28 protein-coding genes and 1 pseudogene are annotated in these 24,742 nt (G+C 69.2%); 13 read left to right on the forward strand and 16 right to left on the reverse strand.

Annotated elements, in window-relative coordinates; translation table 11 throughout:
- Nucleotides 1–341: 341 nt before the first annotated feature.
- Both ACTOWL_RS29290 and ACTOWL_RS29295 read left to right on the forward strand, forming a co-directional pair.
- Nucleotides 342–1,358 (forward strand): homoserine dehydrogenase, encoded by a 1,017-nt coding sequence (locus tag ACTOWL_RS29290; RefSeq protein ID WP_441324820.1) that lies wholly within the window; start codon nucleotides 342–344, stop codon nucleotides 1,356–1,358.
- Nucleotides 1,359–1,506: 148 nt separating this feature from the next.
- The gene (locus ACTOWL_RS29295; RefSeq protein WP_441324821.1) at nucleotides 1,507–1,800 is read left to right on the forward strand and encodes a hypothetical protein; all 294 of its coding nucleotides are present in this window, start codon (nucleotides 1,507–1,509) and stop codon (nucleotides 1,798–1,800) included.
- Between the two features lie 152 nt (nucleotides 1,801–1,952).
- Here ACTOWL_RS29295 and ACTOWL_RS29300 read toward each other — a convergent pair whose 3' ends face one another.
- The 7 genes from ACTOWL_RS29300 to ACTOWL_RS29330 all read right to left on the reverse strand — a co-directional run bounded on the left by ACTOWL_RS29300 (nucleotide 1,953) and on the right by ACTOWL_RS29330 (nucleotide 8,030).
- Nucleotides 1,953–2,282 (reverse strand): hypothetical protein, encoded by a 330-nt coding sequence (locus tag ACTOWL_RS29300; RefSeq protein ID WP_441324822.1) that lies wholly within the window; start codon nucleotides 2,280–2,282, stop codon nucleotides 1,953–1,955.
- Between the two features lie 347 nt (nucleotides 2,283–2,629).
- Complete coding sequence (locus ACTOWL_RS29305; protein ID WP_441324823.1) at nucleotides 2,630–3,388, reverse strand: sulfite exporter TauE/SafE family protein; 759 nt, start codon at nucleotides 3,386–3,388, stop codon at nucleotides 2,630–2,632.
- Between the two features lie 90 nt (nucleotides 3,389–3,478).
- On the reverse strand, nucleotides 3,479–4,432 hold the full coding sequence (locus tag ACTOWL_RS29310) for a branched-chain amino acid ABC transporter permease (protein ID WP_441324824.1): 954 nt from the start codon (nucleotides 4,430–4,432) through the stop codon (nucleotides 3,479–3,481).
- A gap of 1 nt (nucleotide 4,433) precedes the next feature.
- Nucleotides 4,434–5,321, reverse strand: coding sequence for a branched-chain amino acid ABC transporter permease (locus ACTOWL_RS29315; protein ID WP_441324825.1), 888 nt, complete (start codon nucleotides 5,319–5,321; stop codon nucleotides 4,434–4,436).
- A gap of 31 nt (nucleotides 5,322–5,352) precedes the next feature.
- Nucleotides 5,353–6,063 (reverse strand): ABC transporter ATP-binding protein, encoded by a 711-nt coding sequence (locus ACTOWL_RS29320; protein ID WP_441324826.1) that lies wholly within the window; start codon nucleotides 6,061–6,063, stop codon nucleotides 5,353–5,355.
- Nucleotides 6,056–6,814, reverse strand: a complete 759-nt coding sequence (locus ACTOWL_RS29325; protein WP_441324827.1) for an ABC transporter ATP-binding protein — start codon at nucleotides 6,812–6,814, stop codon at nucleotides 6,056–6,058. Before ACTOWL_RS29325 ends, ACTOWL_RS29320 begins: the two co-directional genes overlap by 8 nt.
- 7 nt (nucleotides 6,815–6,821) lie before the next feature.
- Complete coding sequence (locus tag ACTOWL_RS29330) at nucleotides 6,822–8,030, reverse strand: ABC transporter substrate-binding protein (RefSeq protein WP_441324828.1); 1,209 nt, start codon at nucleotides 8,028–8,030, stop codon at nucleotides 6,822–6,824.
- Nucleotides 8,031–8,217: 187 nt separating this feature from the next.
- On the opposite strand from ACTOWL_RS29330, the gene ACTOWL_RS29335 reads away from it, so the two are divergent.
- Nucleotides 8,218–8,814, forward strand: coding sequence for a hypothetical protein (locus ACTOWL_RS29335; RefSeq protein ID WP_441324829.1), 597 nt, complete (start codon nucleotides 8,218–8,220; stop codon nucleotides 8,812–8,814).
- A 471-nt stretch (nucleotides 8,815–9,285) separates the two neighbouring features.
- The gene (locus ACTOWL_RS29340) at nucleotides 9,286–11,139 is read left to right on the forward strand and encodes a beta-N-acetylhexosaminidase (protein ID WP_441324830.1); all 1,854 of its coding nucleotides are present in this window, start codon (nucleotides 9,286–9,288) and stop codon (nucleotides 11,137–11,139) included.
- Nucleotides 11,140–11,278: 139 nt separating this feature from the next.
- Here ACTOWL_RS29340 and ACTOWL_RS29345 read toward each other — a convergent pair whose 3' ends face one another.
- From ACTOWL_RS29345 to pspF, 5 genes and pseudogenes are all read right to left on the reverse strand, one after another.
- Nucleotides 11,279–11,443 carry a hypothetical protein gene (locus ACTOWL_RS29345; RefSeq protein ID WP_441324845.1) on the reverse strand — a complete coding sequence of 55 codons (165 nt, stop codon included), beginning with the start codon at nucleotides 11,441–11,443 and terminating at the stop codon, nucleotides 11,279–11,281.
- A gap of 220 nt (nucleotides 11,444–11,663) precedes the next feature.
- Nucleotides 11,664–12,056 (reverse strand): annotated as a pseudogene (locus ACTOWL_RS29350) (class I SAM-dependent methyltransferase); the annotation flags it as partial.
- Between the two features lie 65 nt (nucleotides 12,057–12,121).
- Entirely contained in the window at nucleotides 12,122–12,763 is a 642-nt protein-coding gene (locus tag ACTOWL_RS29355) for a peptidylprolyl isomerase (RefSeq protein ID WP_441324831.1), read from the reverse strand.
- A 101-nt stretch (nucleotides 12,764–12,864) separates the two neighbouring features.
- Nucleotides 12,865–13,698 carry an SDR family NAD(P)-dependent oxidoreductase gene (locus ACTOWL_RS29360; RefSeq protein WP_441324832.1) on the reverse strand — a complete coding sequence of 278 codons (834 nt, stop codon included), beginning with the start codon at nucleotides 13,696–13,698 and terminating at the stop codon, nucleotides 12,865–12,867.
- Nucleotides 13,698–14,726 (reverse strand): phage shock protein operon transcriptional activator, encoded by a 1,029-nt coding sequence (pspF, locus tag ACTOWL_RS29365; protein WP_441324833.1) that lies wholly within the window; start codon nucleotides 14,724–14,726, stop codon nucleotides 13,698–13,700. The genes ACTOWL_RS29360 and pspF overlap by 1 nt, the downstream gene beginning before the upstream one ends.
- Nucleotides 14,727–14,885: 159 nt before the next feature.
- On the opposite strand from pspF, the gene ACTOWL_RS29370 reads away from it, so the two are divergent.
- The 9 genes from ACTOWL_RS29370 (at nucleotide 14,886) to otsA (ending at nucleotide 20,932) form a co-directional block, all read left to right on the forward strand.
- Nucleotides 14,886–15,050 (forward strand): hypothetical protein, encoded by a 165-nt coding sequence (locus tag ACTOWL_RS29370; protein ID WP_429224675.1) that lies wholly within the window; start codon nucleotides 14,886–14,888, stop codon nucleotides 15,048–15,050.
- Between the two features lie 20 nt (nucleotides 15,051–15,070).
- Nucleotides 15,071–15,739 (forward strand): phage shock protein PspA, encoded by a 669-nt coding sequence (gene pspA / locus ACTOWL_RS29375; RefSeq protein ID WP_441324834.1) that lies wholly within the window; start codon nucleotides 15,071–15,073, stop codon nucleotides 15,737–15,739.
- A 57-nt stretch (nucleotides 15,740–15,796) separates the two neighbouring features.
- Entirely contained in the window at nucleotides 15,797–16,030 is a 234-nt protein-coding gene (gene pspB, locus ACTOWL_RS29380; RefSeq protein WP_138887012.1) for an envelope stress response membrane protein PspB, read from the forward strand.
- Complete coding sequence (pspC, locus tag ACTOWL_RS29385) at nucleotides 16,027–16,428, forward strand: envelope stress response membrane protein PspC (RefSeq protein ID WP_441324835.1); 402 nt, start codon at nucleotides 16,027–16,029, stop codon at nucleotides 16,426–16,428. Before pspB ends, pspC begins: the two co-directional genes overlap by 4 nt.
- 35 nt (nucleotides 16,429–16,463) lie before the next feature.
- Complete coding sequence (locus ACTOWL_RS29390; RefSeq protein ID WP_441324836.1) at nucleotides 16,464–16,829, forward strand: DUF4870 family protein; 366 nt, start codon at nucleotides 16,464–16,466, stop codon at nucleotides 16,827–16,829.
- 58 nt (nucleotides 16,830–16,887) lie between these two features.
- On the forward strand, nucleotides 16,888–17,541 hold the full coding sequence (locus ACTOWL_RS29395) for a hypothetical protein (protein WP_441324837.1): 654 nt from the start codon (nucleotides 16,888–16,890) through the stop codon (nucleotides 17,539–17,541).
- Nucleotides 17,542–17,618: 77 nt separating this feature from the next.
- Nucleotides 17,619–18,611, forward strand: coding sequence for an alpha/beta hydrolase family protein (locus ACTOWL_RS29400; RefSeq protein ID WP_441324838.1), 993 nt, complete (start codon nucleotides 17,619–17,621; stop codon nucleotides 18,609–18,611).
- A gap of 182 nt (nucleotides 18,612–18,793) precedes the next feature.
- Nucleotides 18,794–19,546, forward strand: a complete 753-nt coding sequence (gene otsB / locus ACTOWL_RS29405) for a trehalose-phosphatase (protein WP_441324839.1) — start codon at nucleotides 18,794–18,796, stop codon at nucleotides 19,544–19,546.
- A 15-nt stretch (nucleotides 19,547–19,561) separates the two neighbouring features.
- Nucleotides 19,562–20,932, forward strand: a complete 1,371-nt coding sequence (gene otsA, locus ACTOWL_RS29410; RefSeq protein ID WP_441324840.1) for an alpha,alpha-trehalose-phosphate synthase (UDP-forming) — start codon at nucleotides 19,562–19,564, stop codon at nucleotides 20,930–20,932.
- Here the strand turns inward: otsA and ACTOWL_RS29415 are convergent.
- From ACTOWL_RS29415 to ACTOWL_RS29430, 4 genes are all read right to left on the reverse strand, one after another.
- Nucleotides 20,929–21,966, reverse strand: a complete 1,038-nt coding sequence (locus tag ACTOWL_RS29415) for an ABC transporter permease (protein ID WP_441324841.1) — start codon at nucleotides 21,964–21,966, stop codon at nucleotides 20,929–20,931. The genes otsA and ACTOWL_RS29415 overlap by 4 nt on opposite strands.
- Nucleotides 21,967–22,019: 53 nt before the next feature.
- A complete protein-coding gene (locus tag ACTOWL_RS29420; protein ID WP_441324842.1) occupies nucleotides 22,020–23,069 on the reverse strand; it encodes a sugar ABC transporter substrate-binding protein in 1,050 nt (349 codons plus the stop codon).
- A gap of 25 nt (nucleotides 23,070–23,094) precedes the next feature.
- A complete protein-coding gene (locus tag ACTOWL_RS29425; protein WP_441324843.1) occupies nucleotides 23,095–23,868 on the reverse strand; it encodes an ATP-binding cassette domain-containing protein in 774 nt (257 codons plus the stop codon).
- Nucleotides 23,865–24,742 (reverse strand): ROK family protein (locus ACTOWL_RS29430; protein WP_441324844.1); only part of this gene is annotated, 878 nt, incomplete at its 5' end. The genes ACTOWL_RS29425 and ACTOWL_RS29430, both read right to left, overlap by 4 nt.

Genomic DNA, 24,742 nt, shown 5'->3' on the forward strand with positions numbered 1-24,742 from the left:
TCAGAATGCAATAGATTGGTAAGGGACTCCAAATCCAGTCCCTGCCGCCATCTTCCGATCAGATATCGCCCCGCCCTGTATCTGAAGTCGCTATCGTTCTCTTCGTCGGCGGATTGGATTCGGCTTACGAGTTCGGCTGCTGAGAACTCCGATGGGTCATTTTTCATGTCTCATAATTTCGCCTGTCAGGCGCGCAGTGGACGTCGATGCTGATCCGGCCCCTATACCACAATCAGCAACTGCGGTGACAGTCTGGATGGCCACGCCCCTTCGGGGCTCGCCATGACGGGTTGGGACCTGGAAACTGCGGCCGCGATTCTGCGCCGGAACGAGGACGAGAGATGTTGATCAACGCAGCGCTGATGGGGCTCGGCAGCGTCAACCGGAACCTGCTCACGATCCTGGCCGGGAAGGCGGACGTGCTGCAGCGCGATCACGGGATCGGCTTTCGCATCGTCCTGGTCGCCGACAGCCGGGGCGTCGCGGTCGACCCCGCCGGATTCGATCCGGCCGACATCGCCGCCCGCAAGGCAGCCGGGGGCTCTACCGCGGATCTTGCCGGCTATCGCGGCGCCGTTCCGGTGGAGAGCCTGCTGGCCGGCATCGACCTGGTGTTCGAGGCGTCGCCGGTCGACCTGCGGACCGGCGGGCCGGGGCTGGCGCTGACGCGGGCGGCGCTGGGGCAGGGCATCTCCGTCGTGCTGGCGAACAAGGGCCCGGTGGTGCTGGCCTTCCGCGAGCTGCACGAGACGGCCGGGCGGACCGGGGCGGGCCTGAAATACAGCGCCACGGTCTGCGGCGGGCTTCCGGTCCTCAACATCGGGCGGCGCGATATGATCGCGGGCGAGATCCTGCGGCTGCGCGGCGTGTTCAACGCCACCACCAACTTCATCCTGGACGAGATGGCCGCCGGCGCGGCCTATGGCGATGCGCTGGCCGAGGCCCAGCGCCGCGGCATCGCCGAGGCCGACCCTTCCCTCGACGTCGACGGCTGGGACACGGTCAACAAGCTGCTGATCATCGCCAACAGCCTGCTCGGCGCCGACATCGCGCTCGAAGACATCGAGGTCACGGGCATCGCCGGCGTGACGGCGGAGAGGATCGCGGCCGAGGCGGCGCTGGGGAACGTCATCCGCCTGGTCGCCAGCGCCGAGGCCGGGCGCTATGCCGTGGCGCCGGTCGCCCTTCCCGGCACCGACTTCCTGGCCCAGTGCAAGGGCTGGGAGATGGCGGTCGAGATGCACACCGACATCTACGGCATCAGCTACCACAAGCTGTGGGAGCGCGAGCCCACGCCCACCGCGGCCTCGATGCTGCGCGACGCGGTGCATATCTTCGCGGCCCCGGAGACGCTTTGAGCGTCTGCCGATGGTGTCACTGAATTCTGCACCGAATTCCGGGCGCCGGAAAGCCGCGAGACCGCTCCGATTCCCGACCTCGCGGCGCAACATCGCACTGCGCGCCGATGGCAATTGAAGCCGATCGGGCGCTGCAAATATGACAGACATGAACACCTGGATCCGTCTGGCGCTGGCCGCCAGCCTGACCATCGCGACCGCACCGGCCGCCATGGCGCAATGCATCGTCAGTCCCGATGCCATCGGCACCTCATGCACCGGCGGCATCGGTTCGCGACCGATCGTCAACGGCCACTCCATGCGGCCGCACATGAGGATCGTCCCGTCCCCGCAACTGGCGCCGTTCCGGGCGGCCCCGATCCCCGCTCCACGGCAGGCGCAGACGCTGGGGGCGCCGAACACCTCGCTGCTGCCGAACACCTCGCTGCCAGGCGGCCTGTAGCACTGGACTGCACCCCTGGACTGAGACAACGGAGTTTCGGTGACATGGGCGATCGGAGGGTGAATGCCCGACAGGCCCAGGACTCCCACCCGCAGTTCTCCGTCGTCGCTGAAGCAGGCGGCGATGGTTCGGCTTGAAGCCCAAACGGTCTCTCAGGACGTACAGGAGAGCGTCACCTGCGCGGTGAAGTTGCGGTTCAATGCGGGGTTGGGGCCCGGGAAGATCTGGGGCTGGCCGGCGAGTTCGCAGGTGTAGAATTGACTGGCGCCGGCGGAAGCCTCGGCGTCCCAGATCGCGCTTTGGATCGCGACGTCGACCGTGGGTCCGAAGCCGGCGCCGTCGAAGAGCATCGTGCCGCTTGGCGCGCCGATGGCCGGCAACGATGCCGCAAGAGAGCAGAGAATCGCCGGGGCCATGATGAGCGGCACGCGGCGGCGGCGATGACTCAAATGCGCGTTCATGCTACTCGACTCCTCTTCCATCACGCCCCTCCCGGGACGTGAGTGTGTCGCCAGAGCGCCCTGGGTCCATCGGATGGGTCGGCAAAGCTGCGATGCTTGACTCCTCGGCGGCTCCCGGCGTGAAACAGGCACGAGACCAACCCAATTTCCGTTCCTTCAGCGCACCGGCGTGCAAGTATAAATTCTTACCGCTAGAACGAGCGCCTGGTCGCGGAACAGCTTTGAAACAAGGGTCGCAGACGGTGAGACACCATATTGCGGGACCCTGGTTGAGATTGCAATCTCCTGCCCCTTCGGTTGAGACAGTGGAGTTCAGGTGACGGCGCAGATCCAGGTCTGTGCCCGTTGGAGGGAGCCAGCCCTCCCTGTCACGCGAGATAGCCGGACACGCCGTCCCACAGCAGCTTCAGCGCCGTCACCACCAGCAGCCCGTAGCAGGCCCGATAGGTCTGGCGCTGGTCCAGCGTGCCGTGCAGCCGCCAGCCCAGCCACACGCCGGCGGGAATGGCGGGCAGGCAGAGCGCCATCAGGGTCCAGACCTCGCCGGTCGGCTGCACCAGCAGCAGCCACGGCACCGCCTTGGTGGCGTTGCCGACGGTGAAGAACAGGCTCGTCGTGCCCGCGTACACGGCCTTGCTGAGGCCGAGCGGAAGCAGGTACATCGCCAGCGGCGGCCCGCCCGAATGCGCCACCATGGTGGTCATGCCCGAGGCGAGGCCGGCCGTGATCGCCTTCGGCGTCGACCGCGGCCGGGTCGTCACCGTCGCGCCGGCGAGGAACCACAGGCCGACGAAGACCAGGGTGACGGCCGCCATCACGATGGCGATGGCGCGGTGGTCGAGGAAGCGGAACAGCAGGGTGCCGCAGCCGATGCCGACCACCAGCCCCGGCAGCAGCAGCGCCAGGTCCGGCTTCGACCAGGTCGAGGGCTTCCAGTAGCGCAGCGCGACCAGGTCCGTCGCCACGAACAGGGGCGCCAGCAGGCCGCCCGCGGTGACCGGGTCCATCACCAGCGACAGCAGCGGAATGCCGATGATGGCGAAGCCGCCGCCGAACGCGCCCCGCAGCAGGCTGATCAGGAAGACGCCGGCAAAGGCGACCAGGATGGTGGCGACCGTCAGGTCCATGGCCCGTGCAATCGAGGTTGTACGGACAAAATGGTCCGATGCAATTATCGGTGCAATCGGAGTGTTGCTCTCGGAGCAATATCGTGGGAGCTACCCCTTTCGCCGCAGCCAGTGGGCGACCTCGCCGACGATGCCGCGGCGGAACAGCAGCACCACGACGACGAAGATGGCGCCGGTCACCACCGTCACCGGCAGGGCGGATTCGGCCAGGTAGTTCTCCATCGCGATCACCAGCCCGGCGCCGACCACCGGGCCGACCAGCGTGCCGATGCCGCCGAGCAGCGTCATCAGGATGACCTCGCCCGACATCTGCCACTGGATGTCGGTCAGCGAGGCCAGCTGGAACACCAGCGCCTTGGTGCCGCCGGCCAGGCCGGCCAGCGTCGCCGACATGACGAAGGCGGTCAGCTTGTAGGCGTCGACCCGGTAGCCGAGCGAGATCGCCCGCGGCTCGTTCTCGCGGATCGCCTTCAGGATCTGGCCGAAGGGCGAGTTGACGATGCGCCAGATGATGAAGAAGCCGAGGCCGAAGATCGCCAGCACGACATAGTAGAAGGTCAGCGAATCCGACAGGTCGAACAGGCCGAACATGCGGGCCTGCGGCACCGACTGGATGCCGTCCTCGCCGCCGGTGAAGGGCGCCTGCAGGGCGACGAAGAACACCATCTGCGACAGCGCCAGGGTGATCATGGCGAAATAGATGCCCTGGCGGCGGATGGCGAGGAAGCCCATCACCAGCCCCATCGCCGCGGCGGCGGCGGTGCCGGCCAGGATCGCCAGCTCCGGCGACCAGCCCCAGATTTTGGCCGCATGGGCGGTGACATAGGCGGCGCCGCCGAAGAAGGCGGCGTGGCCGAAGGACAGCAGGCCGACATAGCCGATCAGCAGGTTGAAGGCGCAGGCGAACAGGGCGAAGCACATCAGCTTCATCAGGAAGACGGGGTACAGCAGCCAGGGCGCGCCGAGGGCGATCACCGCGACCGCCAGGGCGATGGCGATCCTGGTCCCGTTCAGCTCCCCGGCCTGGCGCTCGATCAGGGCCATCTCAGCGCTCCCGCCCGAACAGGCCGGCGGGGCGGACCAGCAGCACCAGCGCCATGATGACGAAGACCACGATGTTCGAGGCCGGCGGGTAGAACACCTTGGTCAGCCCCTCGAAGATGCCGAGCGCGAAGCCGGTGACGATGGCGCCGAGGATCGACCCCATGCCGCCGATCACGACCACGGCGAAGACGACGATGATCAGGTTCGACCCCATCAGCGGGCTGACCTGGTAGACTGGCGCCGCCAGCACCCCGGCCAGCCCGGCCAGGCCGACGCCGAAGGCATAGGTCAGGGTGATCATCCGCGGCACGTTGATGCCGAAGGCCTGGACCAGGGTCGGGTTCTCGGTCGCAGCCCGGAGCGTGGCGCCCAGCGAGGTCTTCTCGATCACGAACCAGGTGGCGAAGCAGATCACGATCGAGGCCAGCACCACCCAGCCGCGATAGATCGGCAGCACCATGAAGCCGAGATTGACCGCGCCGGTCAGCATCGCCGGCGGGCTGTAGGGCTGGCCCGAGGTGCCGTACAGGCTGCGGAACAGCCCCTCCAGGATCAGGGTCACGCCGAAGGTCAGCAGCAGGCCGTAGAGCGGGTCGAGCCGGTAGAGGCGCGACAGGAACAGCTTCTCCAGGATGATGCCGGTGACGGCGACTGCGATCGGCGCCAGCACCAGCGCCGGCCAGTAGCCGACGCCGAGGAAGTTCAGCAGCATCCAGGCGGCGAAGGCGCCCAGCATGTACTGCGCGCCATGGGCGAAGTTGATGACGTTGAGCAGGCCGAAGATGACGGCCAGGCCGAGGCTGAGCAGGGCGTAGAAGGAACCGTTGATCAGCCCCAGCAGCAACTGCCCGAACAGCACCTGGACCGGGATGCCGAGCAGCGGGATCATGGCGTGGTCCCCATCTCAGACTCCCCCCATCTCAGACTCCCAGCGTCTCATGCAGCAGATCCATCTTGCCGGCCATCTCCTCGCGCCGGATCTCGGCCACCACCCGGCCGTCCTCCATCAGATAGTGCCGGTCGGCCAGGGTGCTGGCGAAGCGGAAGTTCTGCTCGACCAGCAGGATGGTCATGCCCTGCGCCTTCAGCGTGCGCAGCAGCTCGCCGATGCGCTGCACGATCACCGGCGCCAGCCCCTCGGTCGGCTCGTCCAGCAGCAGCAGGCGCACGCCGGTGCGCAGCACCCTTGCGATCGCCAGCATCTGCTGCTCGCCGCCCGACAGCTTGGTGCCCTGGCTGCCGGCGCGCTCCAGCAGGTTCGGGAACAGGCGGTGGATCTCGGCCAGGCTCATGCCGCCCTCGGCCACCTTGGGCGGCAGCGTCAGGTTCTCCGCCACCGACAGCGAGGCGAAGATGCCGCGCTCCTCCGGCACATAGCCGATGCCGGCGCGGGCGATCCGGTGCGGCGGCGTCGCCATCAGGTCGGCCCCGCCCATCCGGATGGTGCCCTGGCGCCGGCGCAGGATGCCCATGATGGCGCGCAGCGTCGTGGTCTTGCCGGCGCCGTTGCGGCCCAGGAGGGTCACGGTCTCGCCCGGGAACACGTCGAGGTCGACGCCGTGCAGCACATGGCTCTCGCCATAGTGGCCCTGCAGCCCGCGGACAGGGAGGAGAGGGGCCGACTCAGCCATGCTCCGACCCCATATAGGCCTCGCGCACCCGCGGGTCGGCCGAGACCTCGGCGTAGCTGCCCTCGGCCAGGATCTCGCCGCGCTGCAGCACTGTGACCCGGTGGCAGAGATCGGCGACGACCGACAGGTTGTGCTCGACCATCAGCACGGTGCGGTCGGCCCCGACCTTGCGGATCAGATCGGCGATGCGGCCGATCTCCTCATGCCCCATGCCGGCCATCGGCTCGTCCAAGAGCAGCATCGGCGGGTCGAGCGCCAGGGTGGTGGCGATCTCCAGCGCCCGCTTGCGGCCATAGGACAGGTCGACCGCGGCGGTGCGGGCGAATTCGGTCAGGTTGACGGCCTCGATCAGCGCCAAAGCGCGCTGGTCCAGCCGGCGCAGCACCCGGTCCGAGCGCCAGAACTGGCGCGACAGGCCCTCCGGCCGCTGCAGCGCCACCCGGACATTCTCCAGCACGGTCAGATGCGGGAACACGGCTGAGATCTGGAACGACCGCACCAGGCCGCGCCGCGCCACCTCGGCCGGCTTCAGCCGGGTGATGTCCTCGCCGCGGAAGGCGATGCGGCCGGCGGTCGGCTGGTGGAACTTGGTCAGCAGGTTGAAGACGGTGGTCTTGCCGGCGCCGTTCGGCCCGATCAGGGCGTGGATCGTGCCCTCGCGCACGCTCAGATCCACGCCCTTGACCGCGAGGAAGCCGCGGAAGGCCTTGGTCAGGCCCTCCGCCACCAGGATCGGCTGGGAGTCCGACATCAGCCCGCTATTTCTTCGCCGTGAGCGGGCAGCCGCTCTCCTCCAGCGAGAGATAGGCCTGGTCGCCGGGGATGGTCGCCAGGATCTTGTAGTAGTCCCAGGGCTTGGTGCTCTCGGACGGCTTCTTGACCTCGGCCAGGTACATATCGTGCACCATGCGGCCATTGGCCAGCACCTTGCCGCCATGGGCGAAGACGTCGTCGACCGGCAGCTCCTTCATCTTGGCGGCAACCTTGTCGCCGTCGTCGGTGCCGGCGGCCTGGACCGCTTTCAGATAGTGCAGCACCGAGGAATACTCGCCGGCCTGGACCATGTTCGGCATGCGCTTGGTGCGCTCGAAGAAGCGCTGGGCCCAGGCCCGGCTCTCGTCGTTGCGGTCCCAGTAGAAGCCCTCGGTCAGCACCAGCCCCTGCGCCGCCTCGAGGCCCAGGCCGTGCACCTCGGCCAGGGTGAACAGCAGGCCGGCCAGCTTCTGGCCGCCGGCGACGATGCCGAACTCCGCCGCCTGCTTGATCGCATTGGCGGTGTCGAGCCCGGCATTGGCCAGGCCGACCACCTTGGCGCCGGAGGCCTGGGCCTGCAGCAGGAAGGAGGAGAAGTCGGTGGTGTTCAGCGGGTGCCGCACGCTGCCCAGCACCTTGCCGCCCTTGGAGGTGACGAACTTGCTGGTCTGCTCCTCCAGCGAATAGCCGAAGGCGTAGTCGGCGGTCAGGAAGAACCAGCTGTCGCCGCCCTGCTGCACCAGCGCGCCTCCGGTGCCGACCGCCAGCGCATGGGTGTCATAGGTCCAGTGGAAGCCGGTGGGTGAGCAGGCCTTGCCGGTCAGGTCCACGGTGGCGGCGCCGTTGGTGATGGTGACCTTGTGCTTCTCCGCCGCCAGCGCCTGCACCGCCAGCGCGACGGAGGAGGTGGTCAGCTCGGTGATGGTGTCGACGCCGTCGACGTCGAACCACTGCCGGGCGATGTTCGAGCCGATGTCGGGCTTGTTCTGGTGGTCGGCGGAGACGATCTCGATCGGGGCGTCCAGCACCTTGCCGCCGAAATCCTCGACCGCCATCTTCGCGGCCTCGACCGACCATTTGCCGCCGAAATCGGCATAGACGCCGGACTGGTCGTTCAGGACGCCGATCTTGACCACATTGCCCGAGACCTGGGCCGCGGCCGGCCAGGCCAAGCCCGCGACCAGCAGCCCGACAGCAACAGCGCTCCGCTTCATGGTGCCTCCCCGAGGACGGTGCATTCGCAACGAATTTTAAGATTTCGGGGAACCCTGCCTGAGTCGGGGCCGGCGGTGCAATCGCCTTTTCGCAGTGCGGGAGGAAATCCACGCAACGGTTCAGGGAAGCGGGCTGGTCCGGCCGTGGAAATCGCCTAGATTCCACAAGCGGAAGGGAGGAATTCCGATGCGTCCCATCACCATCGTCTTCGCCCTGGCGGTCGCCGCCTGGAGCGGCCCGGCGACGGCGGCCGAGATCGCCAGCGCCTACACCGACCTCGATCCCGGGCGCGACTGCGCCACCGTCGCCGTGGCCGGCCCGGATGACGGCGACTGGCAGGACCTGGTCTGCGCCGGCTGGCGCGGCTATCCGGTGCTGCTGTCGACCGCCGACCTGCGCTCCTCGGTGTTCTACGGCTTCCCGCCGGCCGGCGACCGGCCGTTCGAGACCTTCGCCGCGTTCAACGGGGTCGGGCCGCGGATCGAATGGCGGATCGAGACCGACGGCGATCGCAGCACGCCCTTCGCCACGATCCACCGCTGGACCGTCGGCGGCGCGGACGACCAGCAGGCCGAGGTGCTGGTCGTCGCCAAGGTCGGGCAGCTGGACGGGCGCCAGGGCTGCGTCGTCGGGCTGGTGACGGCCAGCGGCCATCCCGACGCGAACGAGGCCGCCCGCAGGCTGGCGGACGAGCGGGCGCGGAGCTTCGCCTGCGGCACCGACAAACCGGTCGAGATCGCCCGCCCGCCCAGCTTCAACAGGGCGGGGACCGGCCGGAGATGACGGTGCTGTTCGAGGCGGGGGGTGGCGGGACAGCGGGCCGGGGACGCCCGCGGCACCGCAGCCGAGGTCGAGGCAGCGCCATCGGGCGTTGATGCTGACGCCGCGAGGCGGCGGCGCTTGTCCCGTCCCAACTGGATGCCCGCATGGGCAAGACATCGTCCAGTGGTGTTTGAGTGAAGAAAATTCAGAAGAGATCATAATAGTAAAATCAAACAGAAATTTGAGCGAAAATAAACTTCGCTTGTACACACATAGTAAAAATTGCCATCTTCTCTGTTGATTTTGAGTTTATATTTTGAGAAGCCGAATCGGTGGCGCCGTATGGGCTGATATCTCGGGGGAAACTTCCTTTCGGCTGAAACCAGGCAATGAAGAGATAGCCAGCCCGCCATCCGAGATCATTGCATCACATCCAGCGAGGAGGGGGCCGTGGAGAAGGAGAGGGGACTACCGAGATTTCGTCGGAAAGGGGTGACGCTTCGGACTCTGGCGCTGCTGCTGCCGCTGACCGTGCTGGGCATCGGTGGCACCGCCGTCGCCGACCAGGGACCGGGCGAGGCGTTCGATCTCAATGGGTCCGGCGGTTGCCGGCCGAGCTGGATGGAAACCCGTCTGGTTGTCGGTACGGCGAACGCCCTGGTGCTTGGCTCTGCCAACGGGTCCCTGCCCCGGATGGAGGCGTTCAGCCTCGTCCCGGCGCCGGTCTATGCCGTGTCGCGCATGGCCCGGCCGTTCGCCCTGAACCGGCGGACGGTCGTCGTCGCCTATGACGATACGGGAGACAGGTCCGACCGGCATGGCACGAGACCGGCCCGCCGGTCCGTCGACTATCTCGCGGACACGATCAAGCGGTCGACCGGGCTGGACATTCGCAGGGCCGGTGGCAGCCATGGCAGCTATGGCGGCGGATCATCCTGCATCGTTCTCAGGCTGACCGACGATCTCTCCGGCAGGATCGGTGCCGAAGGCTATGTGCTGACCTCCGACTGGAACCGGATAACGATCACAGCACGGTCGGAGGCCGGGCTGTTCATGGGGGTGCAGACCCTTCTCCAGCTGTTCCCGGCGAAGATCTACAGCCCGACGGTGCAGGGTGCCAATTGGACCGTCCCGGCCGGCCTCGTCGTCGATTATCCGCGATATGAGCATCGCGGGGCCATGCTGGATGTCGTGCGACGCTTCTATCCGGTCGAGGACGTCAAGCGGTACATCGACCAGATCGCGCTGCTCAAGATCAACACGCTGCACCTGCACCTGACGGACGACCAGGGCTGGCGCCTCCAGATCTCCGCGATTCCGGCGCTGACCGAGATCGGCGGAACCACCCAGGCCGGGTATCCGTCCCGGCCGGAGAACAAGTGGTACTACACCCGGGAGCAGTACGCGGACATCGTCGCCTACGCCAAGGCGCGGTTCATCGAGATCGTGCCGGAGATCGAGGGGCCGGGCCATGTCTCGTCGCAGCTGGCCTCCATACCGGGCCTGAACTGCGATGACCGGGCGCGGCCCCCGTACAGCGGATTCGATGTCGGGATCAGCGCGCTGTGCCTGGACGAGGGGCATGTCGGCAATGTCAGATCCTACCTGCAGACCGTGATCGCCGATATCGCGCAGCAGTCGCCGGGCCGGTACGTGCATATCGGCGGCGACGAGGTTCCGGTGTCCTTGGGGCTGGAGCGCTACAACACCTACGTCGGCCTGGCGAGCCGGCAGGTCGCGGCCGCCGGGCGGACGCTGATGGGATGGCACGAGATCGCGTCCGGGCCGATTCCGGCCGGCACGCTGCTGCAATACTGGGCCACCGAGGCCGTGCGGGCCCGGATCGGAACGGCCGATGAGGGGGTCGATATCGGGCTGGTGAGGCAGGGCCTGGCCAAGGGGGCGCGGTTCATCCTCTCCCCGGCCGATCACGCCTATATCGACATGCAGTACGACACCAGCACGCCCTTTGGGCTGCACTGGGCCGGCTATGTCAGCGTCCGGAAGTCGTATGACTGGGAGCCGGCGCAGATGCTGTCGTCGCCGGACGGCAGCATATCGATCCTGCGGCAGAGCGACATCGCCGGGGTGGAAGGCAATCTCTGGGCGGATCGCGCCTATTTCGGCAGCAACTCGCTGCCGACGCCCGACACGGTGTGGCCGCCGCCGCGGGTCTATGCGGACTACATGGCCTTCCCGCGGATCGCATCGATCGCGGAGATCGGCTGGTCGCCGCTCGCCGCGCGCTCCTGGGATCGATTCCGGGTCCGGCTGGGGGACCAGGGCCCCCGGTGGGATGCCTATGGCACGAAGTTCTTCCGGTCGACGGAGATCGACTGGCGCTGAAGATCCGGCGCGGGGTCGCGGCGGCCTGTGGGCCGCCGCGACGACGGCATTGCGAGCCTCCAATTCCAGCCAGCAGTTTGAATCACATTCTCGCTCCCACGGGAATCCCCCAGACGATTCAACCTGACCGGCTACCGCTCTAGCCCTTTGCCCGATGCGCGGTGATGATCCATGCGCGCGAATCGAACAGCACACCGTCCGGGGTCAGGTGCGTCTCGAGCAGATCGTGCAGCCGCTGCCGCGCCGCATCGCCCTCCGCATCCGTCCGGGCCAGCACATCCCTGGCGAATTGCAGGCCGGTCACGGCCTCGCAGGCCGCATCGACTTCCGGACCATAGAACACCGGTTCGTGGACCTCGGCAAAGTCGACCGAGACAAAGCCGGATGCGGTCAGGAGGTCCGTGGCGACGGCCGGATCGGCCAGCGAGAAGGCCGGGGGGGCCTCCGCTGACGGGGCGACCCCCGGTTCCAGCGCCTGGCGGATGACGGTCGCCCACTCGTTGCGGTCCCGGCCGCCACACCATCCACACCAGGCGCGCCCCCGGTCGCATCGCCCGGGCGATATTGGCGAAGGCCGCCGCCGGATCGGCGAAGAACATCGTCCCGAACCGGCTGATGCACAGGTCGAAGCGGGCAGGGGAAAACACCTGAAGCTGGGCGTCGCCTTCGTCGAACACGACGTTCCGCAGCCCCTCCTGCGCGCTGCGCCGGCGGGCGATCTCGAGCATCGGCGCCGACACGTCGACGCCCAGCACGCTGCCTTGCACCGCGATGCGGGCCGCCGCGCGCGTGGTCTGTCCCGCGCCGCATCCGATATCGAGCACGCGATCGCGCGGTCCGACCTTGAGGGCGGCCTGGAAGACCTCGTTGTGCCGCCGCAGTTCGGCGTCGTAGAAATCGGCGCAGTTCAACGCCATCGCTTTCCCGCCTTCTTCTCGTCCGTCGGCTTTGGCTTGCGGCCCCGGCGGTCCGACCGGCCGTGTCAAGGCTTCCGCCTGGCCCGCAGGATCGGGATGGGCGATGTCAGGCGATCCTCCGCCTCGGCCTTGGCGAAAATCGTCCGCACCACGTCCATCCCGTCGACCACCCGGCCGAAGGCGGCAAAGCCCTGGCCGTCCGGATTGCGGCGCCCGCCGAAATCCAGTTCGGGCTGGTCGCCGATGCAGATGAAGAAGGCGTTGCTGGCCGTGCCGGGCGCGAGCCGCGCCATCGACAGCGTTCCGTCCTGGTGCTTCAGGCCGGTGACGCTGGTCGGCTCATGCACGATCGGCGGCAAAGGCGGCGGGGCGTCGTCATTGCCGTCGGCCGCCCGCCAGCCGAACTGGATCACCTCGATCTTGGCCCGGACGGTGTCGGGCTGATTCGCCATCGACACGATGCGATAGACCGACTGGTTGTCGAGCAGCCCCTTGTCGACATAGGCCAGGAAGCCCGCGGCGGACAGCGGCGCGCGGTCGGGATAGACCTCGACCGTGAAGTCGCCCAAGGCGGTGGAGACGGTGACCTGCGGCGCAGCCGCCGCCCGTCCCGATGCCGGCAGCAGGGGAAGCATCGCCAGGCCGGCCAGGACCGCGCGCCGTGCCGGTCCTGCCCTGCGACGCAGATGGCCTTTTCCCTCACGCATGTCGCCCTCCCTCCCCGAGACGTTGCCCATCATGGAATCGGCGAAGATGCGGGCGATGGTCAAGATCCGACATATCGCTTGATGGCGGCGACACCCCGCCCTCAGTTGATGCCGCGGCTGGTGGCGGCGATCATCAGGCGGTCAAACAGGGCGGCCGGCAGCAGCCGCTTCACCCAGAACACCAGCTTGGAATCGGTGCCCAGGCGCAGCCGTGCCGGCATCCGGCGGGATTCGGCCAGGCGCAGCAGCCGGTCCGCCGCCCGGCCGCTGATCGCGGCCGCCCGCTCCGGCGCCACTTCGCCGAGCGCCGCCCGCCGGGCCCTGGCCCGGTCGAACTTGCGGCGATAGGGCGAATTCGCCGCCGGCGCCGGCTGGTCCAGCCGGGCGTTGAAGCCGGTGTCGTGGCGCCCGGGCTCGACCGCGCAGACCTGCACGCCATGCGGCGCCAGCTCGAGGCGCAGCGCCTCGCTGAAGCCGGACAGGCCGTGCTTGCTGGCGGTGTAGATCGCCATGAAGGGCGTGCCGATGAAGCCGAGGACCGAGGAGATGTTGATCACCCGGCCGCGGCTGCGGCGCAGCGCCGGCAGCAGGTCGCGGGTCAGCAGGATCGGGGCCTCGAGATTGGTCGCGATCTGGCGCCGGACCTGGTCGTCGTCCAGCGCCTCGATCGGGCCGTACAGGCCGTAGCCGGCATTGTTGATCAGGCAGTCCAGGCCCCCGGCCTCGGCGACCGCCACCACCGCCGCCCGCTGCGCCGGGTCGGTGACGTCGAGCGGCAGCACGGTGACGCCCGGGATGGCGGCCAGCGCCGCGGCCTCGGGCCGATCCGCAGGGCCGCGCAGCGTCGCCAGCACCGACCAGCCGGCGGCGGCGAAGCGCCTCGCAGCGGCAAAGCCGAAGCCGGAGCTGCAGCCGGTGATCAGCACCGTCTTCATCAATCATCTCCCCCCGATCGTGCCGAGATCCCATGCTTGCGCAGCAGGTGCCGCAGCTGGTCGTAGCCGAGGCCGAGCGCAGTGGCGGCGCGGCCCTGATGCCCGCCATGGGCCTGCAGCGCGGCCTCCAGCCAGCGTTTCTCGACCGCCGCGATCTCGGTCCGGAAGTCGTAGGGCAGGGGCGGCGTCGCGGCGGGGCCGAGGGCGGGGACCTCGGTCCCGGCCCCGGCCCCGGTCTGGAGTCCTTTCGGCCGCCAGGGCGAGGCGAAGGGGTCCAGCACGATCTCCGCCACCGGCTCATCCGGCGGGGTGCGGTAGACCGCGCGCTCGACCGCGTTCTTCAGCTCGCGGATGTTGCCGGGCCAGGGATGGCCGTGCAGCGCCGCCATCGCCGCCGGGGCGAAGCCGGGAAAGCCCGGCCGGTCCAGCGCATGGGCCATGGCCTGGCCGAAATGGCCGGCCAGCAGCGGGATGTCCTCCGGCCGGGCGCGCAGCGGCGGCACGGTCAGCACGTCGAAGGCCAGCCGGTCCAAGAGGTCGCCGCGGAAGCGCCCGGCCGCGACCTCGCCCGGCAGGTCGACATTGGTGGCGGCGACGATTCGGACATCGACCGTCATGGTCTGGGTGCCGCCGACCCGCTCGATCTCGCCGTATTCGATCACGCGCAGCAGCTTCTCCTGCACTCGCAGGCCGGCATTCGCCAGCTCGTCCAGGAACAGGGTGCCGCCGTCGGCGCGCTCGAACCGGCCGACATGGCGGCGCACCGCGCCGGTGAAGGCGCCGGCCTCGTGGCCGAACAGCTCGCTCTCCAACAGCTCCGGCGACAGGGCGGCGCAGTCCAGCTTGACGAAGGGCCGGTCCCAGCGCGGCGACAGGAAGTGCAGCCGCGCCGCGATCAGCTCCTTGCCGGTGCCGCGCTCGCCGATCACCAGCACCGGCCGATCCAGGGGCGCCGCGGCCGACACCCGATCCAACAGGTCGGCGAAGGCGGGCGCCTCGCCCAGCAGATGCGGCAATCCGTCGGCCATCGATTCGGCTCGGTGAAATTTCCCGAAGAATTGGAAATTTTCGCCGAATGGTCAAGGTGTGATCGAGGTGGAGCGGCGGAAATCAGCCAATCCCGCGTCTGGCACGGCCCTTGCAACCTTGGGGACGGCCCGAACGCATCGGGGCTCGAGGAGGACCAAATGAGCTACGGCTTCGACCCGACCGGCACCCGCACCCGGCGCAGCGCCGGGACCGCCGACTGGCGCCGCACGGGCGAGCGCCTGCTGGCCTGGATCACCAGCCGGCCGACCGAGAACTGGGTGTTCTTCGGCGCCGGCGTGCTGATCGCTTCCCTGTTCCTGTAGGATCAAAAGAGGACCGTGTAATGGGTATCTTTTCCCGCCTTGGCGACATCATCAATTCCAACCTCAATTCCATGCTCGACCGCGCCGAGGATCCCGAGAAGATCGTCCGGCTGATCGTGCAGGAGATGGAGGACACGCTGGTCGAGGTGCGCGCCGCGGCCGCCCGCTCGATCGCCGAGAAGAAGGACATCCTGCGCAAGGTCGACCAGCTCGAGGCGGCGCAGGCCGAATGGCAGCGCAAGGCCGAGCTGGCGGTCGGGAAGGGCCGCGAGGACCTGGCCAAGGGCGCGCTGGTGGCCAAGGCCCAGGCCGCCACCGCGGCCGAGCTGCTGCGCCGCGAGCTGGAGACGATCGAGGCCGCGCTGGCCAAGACCAACGAGGATCTCGGCCGGCTCGAAGCCAAGCTGACCGAGGCCAAGAACAAGCAGAAATCCTTCGCCATCCGGCATGACGCGGCGCGCGACCAGATCCGCATCCGCACCCAGCTGCATGACGGCCGGATCGACGAGGCGCTGTCCCGCTACGAGCAGATCGAGCGCAAGATCGACACGCTGGAAGGCCAAGTCGAATCCTTCGACCTCGGCCGGCGCAAGAGCCTGAGCGACGAGTTCGCCGATCTCGAGGCCGAGAGCGGCGTCGAGAAGGAGCTGCAGGCGATCAAGGACCGCCTCGGCCGCACCGGCGGCTGATCGGTTTCGTCAAACCGGCCCGGCGGGAACCGCCGGGCCGCAGACGCAAGGACGACCATGTTTCACGCCTTCTTCTTCGTCCCGGTCATCGTCTTCATGGTGATCGTGGCGCCGATCTGGCTGGTGCTGCACTACGTCACCCGCTGGCGATCGTCCCGGACGCTGTCGCGTGAGGATGAGCGCATGCTGGTCGACCTGTGGGAAAGCGCCAAGCGCATGGAGCACAGGATCGTGACGCTCGAGAAGATCCTCGACGCCGAGGCACCGCAGTGGCGGAGGCCGACGCCGTGACCGACCGCTTCACCGAATCGCCGAACCCGCATCGCATCTACCGCGATCCGGACAATGGGGTGTTCCTCGGCGTCTGCGCCGGGATCGCCGCCTATTTCGGCGTCTCGCCCGGCAAGGTCCGCGTCGGCACCGTGGTCCTGGGCCTGATCTTCTTCCCGCACATCCTGATCGCCTATCTGGCGGCGGCGGTGTTCCTGAAGCGCCGGCCGCGGCTGTTGTACCGCAGCCCGGACGAGGAGGTGTTCTGGCGCTCGGTCTCGGTCCAGCCGGCCGACACCTTCTCCGCCATCCGGCACAACTTCCGCGAGCTGGAGCAGCGCCTGGCCGGGATGGAGCGCTACGTCACCTCCAGCGAATTCAAGCTGAACCGGGATTTCCGCGACCTCGAAGGTCGCTGAGCCTCCCGGCCCCACCCTGAAGAAAGGAGCCAGCAATGGCCGCCTCCTACCGACCGGATTACGACATCGTCTCGCCGCGCGGCGCGCGCGGCAGCCTGGGCACGGTCGGCCATGTCGTCTACGCGATCTACGCCGTGTCGCTGTTCACCGCCCTGCCGATGCTGATCGGCGTGGTCATCGCCTATCTGGCACGCGGCGACGCCCGCGGCACGGTCGGCTGGGACCACTTCACCTGGGCGATCCGCACCTTCTGGGCGTTCCTGCTGCTCGGCGTCGTGTTCTGGATGCTGACCTGGGTGCTGATCGGCTGGCCGCTCCTGGGCCTGCTGTGGCTGTGGACCGCCTACCGCATCATCCGCGGCTGGATGGCCGTCGCCAGCCGGACGCCGCTGTATCGCTGAGCCGTACCGCTGAAACCCGGCCGCGCCGATAAGGCCGGCCGATCGAGGAGGGATCGTGATGGGTTCGTTGCAGACCTTGGCCTTCCTGGCGGGACTGGGCACCGCCGATCCCTCGGCGGCGGAGCCACCGGTCGACCTGACGGGGGTCGACACGGTGGTGGTGACCGGCGGCGGCCTGTCCGTCGCCGCCACCACCGATCCCGGCCGGCCGCTGCTGGCGACGCTGGACGAGGCCGAGGACTGCGCCGCGACCCTGCGGGTCGAGGGCCGGGTCCTGACCGTCGATGTCCGCGAGCAGTCCTCGGTCTGGCCGCGCGACTGCCGGCCGGAACTGTCGCTCAACCTCCGGCCCGGCGCCGACCTCTCCCTGCGGCCGGCCGCGGTCTCGGCCACGCTGAACGGCCGCTTCGGCGCCGTCGCGGTCGAGGCGCAGGCGGCCGAGCTGTCGCTGGCCGGCCAGGCCCGCACGCTGGACCTCTCGGCCAAGGCGCTGCAGGCGACGCTGCGCGCCGACGATCCCGGCCAGGCCATCCGCATCCAGGCCGACGCCGCCGACCTCGATCTCGGCTTCCGCCGCGGCACCCCGGTCAGCTGGGACGTCGACGCCCGTGTGTCCGTGGTCGACAGCGCCATCCCCGCCAGCGCCGGCACTCCGCCGCTGGTGTCGATCAAGGGCGAGTTCGTCCGCGCCCGCATCGGCTACGCCGACTGAGCCTGGCGCCCGCTCCACCGCCGAACATCTGAGAATTTGCACTTCGATGCGTGCCCAATGGGCGCGAAGGGGGACTCATGAGGGTTTTGGCCTTGGTGCTGACGGGCGTTCTCCTGCTCGCCGCGGGACCAGCGGGGGCGGTCGGGTTCCAGAGCGCGACGGCGCCGGACCCGGATGACCGGCCGCTCGCCATCGGCATCTGGTACCCCAGCGCCGCGGCGGTGCCGGACCGGCCGAACACCCCGGTCCGGCAGGCGCTGGCCGTGGACGGCGCCATCTCGGGCGACGGGCTGCCGCTGGTCGTGATCTCCCATGGCAGCAGCGGCTGGCTCGGCGGCCATGCCGGCCTGGCCAAGGCCCTGGCCGAAGCCGGCTTCGTGGTGGTCGCGGTCACCCATACCGGAAACAATTCCGAGGACAACAGCTATCGGGCGGCCCGCCGGAACCAGGACCGGCCGCGCCATATCAGCCGCGTGCTCGACTTCATGCTCGACCGCTGGTCCGGGCACGACCGGCTCGATCCCGCCCGGATCGGCATCTTCGGCTTCTCGGCCGGCGGCTTCACTGCCCTGGTGGCGATCGGCGGCACGCCCGACCTGGGCCTGCTGGTCGGTCACTGCCGGCAGGATCCCGACGAGCCGGCCTGCAGCCTTGGCGAGGCGGGCAGCTCCGACGCGCCCGGTCCGGCCCCGGTCTGGGTGCACGATCCGCGCATCCGGGCCGCCGTGATCGCGGCGCCGGGCATTGGCTTCGCCTTCGACAAGGCCGCGCTGGCCGCGATCACCGTGCCGGTCCAGCTCTGGACCGCGACCGATGATGCCAAGGTCCCCGACGCGACCAACGCCGAGATCATCCGCGCAGCCCTGCCGGTGCCGCCCGATTTCCATCGGGTCGAAGGCGCCGGCCACTACGCCTTCATGGCGCCCTGCAACCCCGGGCTCCAGGCGCTCGAGCCCGAGATCTGGGCGATGGTCTGCGTCGATGCCCCCGGCTTCGACCGGACCGCCTTCCAGCGGCAGTTCAATGGCGACATCGCCGCCTTCTTCCGCGCGCAGCTCGGCGGCGACTGAGGGCGGCCTCGGGGAAATTCCACCCCCCTTCCCTTGCAATAGCCGATCATCGTCCCTAAAACAGAATCCAGATGCATCGCTCCGCTAGGCCAGACCCGGCGGCTGGCGTGTCTGTTGTCGTGTCCAGTCTCGTTCCGGTTCGGCAATCTTTACGGAAAATTGACACGGAGATCCCAGGGCGCATGACACCGCAGGCCATCGACTCGACTGCCTTCGCCGACAGTATTTCCGGCATGGCCCTGTTCTTTGATGTCGATGGCTGTCTGATCGACTTGGCGGAACGGCCCGAGGACGTGGTGGTGCCGCCCGGCCTGATCGGCGATCTCGAGCGGCTCTCCGCCCGGGTCGGCGGCGCGCTGGCCCTGGTCTCCGGCCGCGCCATCGCCGATCTCGACCGGCTGTTCGCGCCGCTGTCCCTGCCCGCCGCCGGCCAGCACGGCCTGGAATGGCGCGCGACGCCGGCGGGGCCGGTCGAGCGCATCCCGGTCGACCGTGCGGTGCTCGACCGGCTGGCCGCGGCGCTGGCCGAATTCGCCGCCGGGAAGCCCGGCCTGCGGGTCGAGCCCAAGGGGGCCGCGGTGGCGATCCATTACCGCCAGGCGCCGGCCCTCGGCCCCGAGATCATCGCCTTCGCCGACACCCTCCTGGCCGGGACCCCGGGCTGGCACGCCCTGTCCGGCAAGATGGTGGTCGAGCTCAAGCCCGACGGCGTCGACAAGGGCGCTGCGGTCGACCGCTTCCTGGCGCTGCCGCCCTTCGCCGGGCGCCGGCCGCTGGCGGCGGGAGACGACGTCACCGACGAGGATGCCTTCGCCGCGGCGCTGCGCCATGACGGCATAGCGCTGCAGGTCGGCGACAGGGAACCGACCGTGGCGAACCGGCGTTTGCCTGATCCCGCGGCGATGCGCGCCTGGATCGCGCACGCCTCCCGCTGACGAAAAGGGAACGGCATGGGCCGCCTGATCGTGGTCTCGAACCGCATCGCCCCGGTCGAGGAGGGCAAGGCGCCGCAGGGCGGCCTCGCCGTCGCCGTGCTGGCGGCGCTGAAGGAGACCGGCGGCGTCTGGCTGGGCTGGAGCGGCCGGCTGGCGGAGGACGCGTCGCCGCAGCCGAAGCTGAAGCGTGCCGGGCCGCTGACCTATGCCATGCTCGACCTGACGCCGAAGGAGTTCGACCTCTACTACAATGGCCACGCCAATTCGACGCTGTGGCCGGTGTTCCACTACCGCACCCAGCTGGTGCACTACACCCGCGCGGCGGAGGACGGCTACCGCCGGGTCAACGCCCAGTTCGCCGACGCGCTGATGCCGCTGCTGCGGCCGGGCGACCGGATCTGGGTGCACGACTACCAGCTGATCCCGCTCGGCCGGGCGCTGCGCGCGCGTGGGGTGACGGCGCCGATCGGCTTCTTCCTGCACACGCCGTTCCCGACGCCGGAGGTGCTGCGCACCCTGCCGACCTATGAGGAGCTGCTGCACGACCTCGCCGCCTATGACGTGGTCGGGCTGCACACCGCGCGCGACCGCGACGCCCTGCTGTCGGCCTGGCACCGCGGCTGGCGCGAGACCACCGACGGGCGGGTCGAGATCGACGGCCGCCGGATCGTCGTCGAGGCCTTCCCGATCTCGATCGAGACCGAGGAGATCGCGGCCGACGCCCCCGGCGCCTGGAACATGCGCACGGCGCACCGGCTGCGCGACAGCCTGGTCGGGCGCGATCTGATCATCGGCGTCGACCGGCTCGACTATTCCAAGGGCCTGCCGCGCCGCTTCGAGGCGTTCCGCACCCTGCTGGAGCGCTGGCCGGACCGGCGCGGCCGAGTCAGCTACCTGCAGATCGCGCCGCCGACCCGCAGCGACGTCGCCGAGTACCAGGAGATCCGGCACCAGCTGGAAAGCCTGGCCGGGGCGGTCAACGGCGAGTTCGCCGACATCGACTGGGTGCCGCTGCGCTACCTGAACAAGAGCGTGCCGCGCAAGACGCTGCTGGGCTTCTACCGCTCGGCCAAGGTCGGGCTGGTGACGCCGATGCGCGACGGCATGAACCTGGTCGCCAAGGAGTATGTCGCGGCCCAGGACCCGGAGGATCCGGGCGTGCTGGTGCTGTCCGAATTCGCCGGCGCGGCGGAGGAGTTGGATGCGGCGCTGATCGTCAACCCGTTCGACGTCGAAAGCGTGGCCGAGGCGTTGGAGCGGGCCCTGACCATGCCGGCGGAGGAGCGGCGCGAGCGCTACGCCGCGATGATGCGGGTGCTGCGCGCCAACGACATCGGCCATTGGCGCCGCCGGTTCATGGCGGCGCTGGAGGGGGCCGCAGCCTAGAGGTACCGCTTCCGGATCGAGGTCTTCAGCGTGTCCAGCAGCACCGCAGCGAGCACCAGGACGCCCTGGATCACCTGGGTGTAGTGCGGCGGCATGCCCATGACGTTGATCCCGGTCTGGATCGCGCCTAGCAGCAGCACCCCGGCGAACACGCCGGACAGGCCGCCGACGCCGCCCTTCAGGCTGACGCCGCCGATCACCACCGCGGCGAAGGTCGGGAACAGTATGCCGAAGCCGAGATTGGCGGTGGCGCCGGCGGTGCGGGCGGCCAGCAGCCAGCCGGCGAAGGCGGCGAGGCCTCCGGCGAGGACGAAGGCGATCATCACCAGCCGGTCGACCTTGATCCCGGCGCGGAACGGCGCCTGCGGATTGCCGCCGATCATGGTCAGGTGCCGGCCGAACGGCGTCTTCCTCAGGATGAAGCCGAAGACGACGAACACCGCGATCAGGATCAGCCCGGGCACCGGAATGCCGAACAGATTGCTGGTCGAGACCGCGCGGATCTCGGCGGGCAGGCCGAAGACCGACCGGCCGCCGGAGGACGCCACCACGGCGCCGCGCAGGGCCATGAAGCCGGCCAGGGTGACGATGAAGGCGTTGATCTTGAACCGCACCACAAGCACGGCGTTGACCAGCCCGACCACGCACCCGACCAGGATCGCGCCGATCAGCGTGACCGGCACCACCAGCCAGGGCGGATCCAGCGTCCAGCCCAGTCCGGCGCCGGCGGTGCCGAACAGCAGGGCCGTGATCATCGCCGCCAGCGCCATGGTCGATTCGATCGACAGGTCCATCTGTCCGGCGATGATCACCAGCGACAGCCCGATCGCCAGGATGCCGATGGAGGTCGATTGTTCCAGGATGTTGGTGAAGATCCCCGGCTGGAAGAAGCCCGGTATGGCCAGCGAGAACACCGCCAGCACCACCAGCAGGATCAGCCAGACGATGTGGTCGAGCAGCGGCTCGATCCAGGCGCGGCCGCGCCGGCCGGCGGTCGTCGGGGAAGCGGGCTGGGCCACGGTGCGGTCCATCATCGGTCCTCAGGCAGGATAGCGGGCGGGGCCGGCGGCCGGCCCCGCCCCGTGTGTCACTTCACCGGCTGCACCGGCGTGGCCGGCGGCTTCAGGTTGCCCCAGAAGCTCGGCTCGTCGACATTGGCCTTGGTGATCGCGGCGCCTGGGATCTTCAGGTTCGGGCCCCAGGATTCGATCGTCAGCTCGGATTTCAGCCCCAGCACATCATAGGTGCCGGCCTTGAGCGGTTCCTTGGCCACGATCTTGTCGATGAACATCGCCAGCCCATAGGCCTGGGCGTAGAGCGGCTGCTCCACCTCGACCTGCTCCCAGCCCTTGCGGATCAGGTCGAGGCCGACCGGCGCCCCGTTCGAGCTGACCAGCATGACGTCGCCCGGCTTCTTGCCCTTGGCCTCCAGGATGGCGGCCACCGGCACCGCCAGATGCGCGGCGTGGACGAAGATCAGGTCGATGTCCGGGTTGGTCAGCAACTGGTCCGAGGCGATGTTGCCGGCGTTGGTCGCCTCCCATTGCAGCGCCGCCTGGGTGATGATCTTGACGTCCGGGAACGCCTTCATCTTGTCCTCGAAGCCCTTCTGGATGTCGAGGGTGTAGCTGTCACCCGGGTCGCCCAGGATCTGCAGCACCTTGCCCTTCACCGAGCCGTGCCGGGCCTTCAGCAGGCCCTGGATCTGGTCGGCGGCGATCTCGCCGATCTCGACCGTGCCGGCGACCGAGGTCAGGTCGAACGGGGTGCTCTTGATCTGCCGGTCGAACACCAGCACCGGGATGCCGGCGGCCCGCGCCCGCTCCACGCCCGGCACCACCGAATCGAAATCGACCGCGGCCAGCACGATCGCCTTCGGCTTCAGCCTGATCACGTCGTCGATCTGGTTCAGCTGCAGGTCGGTGCGGTTCTGGGCGTCCAGCGACACCGTCTCGTAGCCGACTTGCTTCATCGTGCTGGTGATCACCGCCACCGACTCGGTCTGGAACTCGTCCAGCAGCGTCGGCACCAGGTAGTAGATCTTGCCCTTGTCCTGGGCGAAGGCTCCGGTTGCACCGGCCGCCAGCGTCGCGAGGGCGATCGCGGCCGCCCCCAAGGTCCGTCTCGCTATCCGCATGATATTGCCTCCTCTGTTGAGTTTCTCAGGCGACGCGTTGGCTCACGTCGCCGGTGATCATCCGCACCACCTCCTCGGGGCTGCTCTCGGCCGTCGCCACGTCGCCGGTGATCCGGCCGTGGCGCAGCACCACGATCCGGTCCGCCACCTGGAAGGCATGCGTCATGTTGTGGGTGATCAGGATCACGGCGACGCCCTGGGCGCGCACCCGCGCGATCATCTCCAGCCCCCGCCTGGTCTGCTCGACGCCGAGCGCCGCGAAGGGCTCGTCCAGCATCACCATCTTGCCGCCCCAATGGACGAAGCGGCTCAGCTCGATCGCCTGGCGCTGGCCGCCGGACAGGTGCTCGGCATTGGTGCGGACCGACGGGATGCGGGTGCCGGCCGCGCTCAGGGCGCGTTCGGTGATCGCCTGCGTCTCGCGCTCGCGCAGCACCGGCACGCCCAGGAATTTCCGGGTCAGCTCGCGGCCCATGAAGAAATTGGCGACGACGTCGACATTCATGCACAGCGACAGGTCCTGGTAGACCGTCTCGATGCCGCGCGCCTTAGAGTCCGCCGGGCTGGTGAAATGGCATTCCTCGCGGTCGAACACCACCCGGCCCGCGGTCGGCTGCAGCCCGCCGGAGATGATCTTGACCAGGGTCGACTTGCCGGCGCCGTTGTCGCCTAGGAGGGCCAGCACCTCGCCGGCGCGGACGCTGAAGCTGGCATCCGTCAGCGCCGTGATCGCGCCGAAGCGCATCTGGATGTGCTCCAGCCGCAGCAACTCGCGGCCCGCCGTCGCGGTGTCGGTCATGCCCGTGTCTCCGTGGCGATGGCGATCTTGCCGTGCGTGGCGGGCGCCGCCGGCTCCGCCTCGGCGAACAGCAGGCCGGAGCGCGGCGACAGCAGGCCCGAGATGGCCAGCACCGCCGCCCCGACCAGCGCGTTGTCGGCGCCGATCGCGGAGAGCGCGAGGCGCGGATGGCTGCGGTCGCTGCGCCGGCTGACCGAGGGCAGCAGCGGCTCCAGCCGCGCGGCGAGCCGGTGCAGGATCGGCTCCGGCATCTCCCCGCCCAGCACGACGCAGGCGGGGTCCAGCAGGTTCTCGATGGCGCAGACGGCGCGGCGCAGCGGCGGCACCGCCGCCTCGATCCACGCATCGACGGCGGGATGGTCCGCGGCCGCCGGATCGGCCGGGTCCAGCGCCACCCCGGCCTCGGCCAGCGCGGTGCGCAGCGCATGCACCGAGACATAGGTCTCGAGGCAGCCTTCATTGCCGCAGCTGCAGGCGCGGCCGCCCGGCACGATCGGTATATGGCCGAACTCCCCGGCATTGCCCCAGGCGCCCTGATGCACCTGGCCGTCGACCACCAGGCCGCCGCCCAGGCCGAAGCCGAAATGGATGTAGAAGACGTCGCGCAGGCTGCGGCCCAGCCCGAACATCGCCTCGCTCAGCGCCGCGGCCGGGGCGTCGCCGCCGACGAAGGCGGGCAGGCCGGTCAGCGCCTGCAGCCGATCCTCCACCGGCACGCCGGCCCAGCCGGCCAGGGTGGTGGGGCCGACGAAGCTCATCGCCTCGACGTCGAACGGACCGGGCATGGCCAGGCCGACGCCCAGCACCCGGCCGGGTGCCGCCTGGCGCAGCCGCGCCACCATCGCCGCCATGGCCGGCAGCGCCGTGTCGGGGG

The organism is Inquilinus sp. CA228 (assembly GCF_052078665.1).
GTDB lineage: Bacteria > Pseudomonadota > Alphaproteobacteria > DSM-16000 > Inquilinaceae > Inquilinus.

What these genes read in the sequence shown, in the direction of transcription:
- ACTOWL_RS29290 (WP_441324820.1), top strand. Translation starts at nt 342, where the DNA reads ATGTTGATCAACGCAGCGCTGATGGGGCTCGGCAGCGTCAACCGGAAC.
- ACTOWL_RS29295 (WP_441324821.1), top strand. Translation starts at nt 1,507, where the DNA reads ATGAACACCTGGATCCGTCTGGCGCTGGCCGCCAGCCTGACCATCGCG.
- ACTOWL_RS29300 (WP_441324822.1), bottom strand. Translation starts at nt 2,282, where the DNA reads ATGGAAGAGGAGTCGAGTAGCATGAACGCGCATTTGAGTCATCGCCGC.
- ACTOWL_RS29305 (WP_441324823.1), bottom strand. Translation starts at nt 3,388, where the DNA reads ATGGACCTGACGGTCGCCACCATCCTGGTCGCCTTTGCCGGCGTCTTC.
- ACTOWL_RS29310 (WP_441324824.1), bottom strand. Translation starts at nt 4,432, where the DNA reads ATGGCCCTGATCGAGCGCCAGGCCGGGGAGCTGAACGGGACCAGGATC.
- ACTOWL_RS29315 (WP_441324825.1), bottom strand. Translation starts at nt 5,321, where the DNA reads ATGATCCCGCTGCTCGGCATCCCGGTCCAGGTGCTGTTCGGGCAGTTG.
- ACTOWL_RS29320 (WP_441324826.1), bottom strand. Translation starts at nt 6,063, where the DNA reads ATGGCTGAGTCGGCCCCTCTCCTCCCTGTCCGCGGGCTGCAGGGCCAC.
- ACTOWL_RS29325 (WP_441324827.1), bottom strand. Translation starts at nt 6,814, where the DNA reads ATGTCGGACTCCCAGCCGATCCTGGTGGCGGAGGGCCTGACCAAGGCC.
- ACTOWL_RS29330 (WP_441324828.1), bottom strand. Translation starts at nt 8,030, where the DNA reads ATGAAGCGGAGCGCTGTTGCTGTCGGGCTGCTGGTCGCGGGCTTGGCC.
- ACTOWL_RS29335 (WP_441324829.1), top strand. Translation starts at nt 8,218, where the DNA reads ATGCGTCCCATCACCATCGTCTTCGCCCTGGCGGTCGCCGCCTGGAGC.
- ACTOWL_RS29355 (WP_441324831.1), bottom strand. Translation starts at nt 12,763, where the DNA reads ATGCGTGAGGGAAAAGGCCATCTGCGTCGCAGGGCAGGACCGGCACGG.
- ACTOWL_RS29360 (WP_441324832.1), bottom strand. Translation starts at nt 13,698, where the DNA reads ATGAAGACGGTGCTGATCACCGGCTGCAGCTCCGGCTTCGGCTTTGCC.
- pspF (WP_441324833.1), bottom strand. Translation starts at nt 14,726, where the DNA reads ATGGCCGACGGATTGCCGCATCTGCTGGGCGAGGCGCCCGCCTTCGCC.
- ACTOWL_RS29370 (WP_429224675.1), top strand. Translation starts at nt 14,886, where the DNA reads ATGAGCTACGGCTTCGACCCGACCGGCACCCGCACCCGGCGCAGCGCC.
- pspA (WP_441324834.1), top strand. Translation starts at nt 15,071, where the DNA reads ATGGGTATCTTTTCCCGCCTTGGCGACATCATCAATTCCAACCTCAAT.
- pspB (WP_138887012.1), top strand. Translation starts at nt 15,797, where the DNA reads ATGTTTCACGCCTTCTTCTTCGTCCCGGTCATCGTCTTCATGGTGATC.
- ACTOWL_RS29390 (WP_441324836.1), top strand. Translation starts at nt 16,464, where the DNA reads ATGGCCGCCTCCTACCGACCGGATTACGACATCGTCTCGCCGCGCGGC.
- ACTOWL_RS29395 (WP_441324837.1), top strand. Translation starts at nt 16,888, where the DNA reads ATGGGTTCGTTGCAGACCTTGGCCTTCCTGGCGGGACTGGGCACCGCC.
- ACTOWL_RS29400 (WP_441324838.1), top strand. Translation starts at nt 17,619, where the DNA reads ATGAGGGTTTTGGCCTTGGTGCTGACGGGCGTTCTCCTGCTCGCCGCG.
- otsB (WP_441324839.1), top strand. Translation starts at nt 18,794, where the DNA reads ATGACACCGCAGGCCATCGACTCGACTGCCTTCGCCGACAGTATTTCC.
- otsA (WP_441324840.1), top strand. Translation starts at nt 19,562, where the DNA reads ATGGGCCGCCTGATCGTGGTCTCGAACCGCATCGCCCCGGTCGAGGAG.
- ACTOWL_RS29415 (WP_441324841.1), bottom strand. Translation starts at nt 21,966, where the DNA reads ATGATGGACCGCACCGTGGCCCAGCCCGCTTCCCCGACGACCGCCGGC.
- ACTOWL_RS29420 (WP_441324842.1), bottom strand. Translation starts at nt 23,069, where the DNA reads ATGCGGATAGCGAGACGGACCTTGGGGGCGGCCGCGATCGCCCTCGCG.
- ACTOWL_RS29425 (WP_441324843.1), bottom strand. Translation starts at nt 23,868, where the DNA reads ATGACCGACACCGCGACGGCGGGCCGCGAGTTGCTGCGGCTGGAGCAC.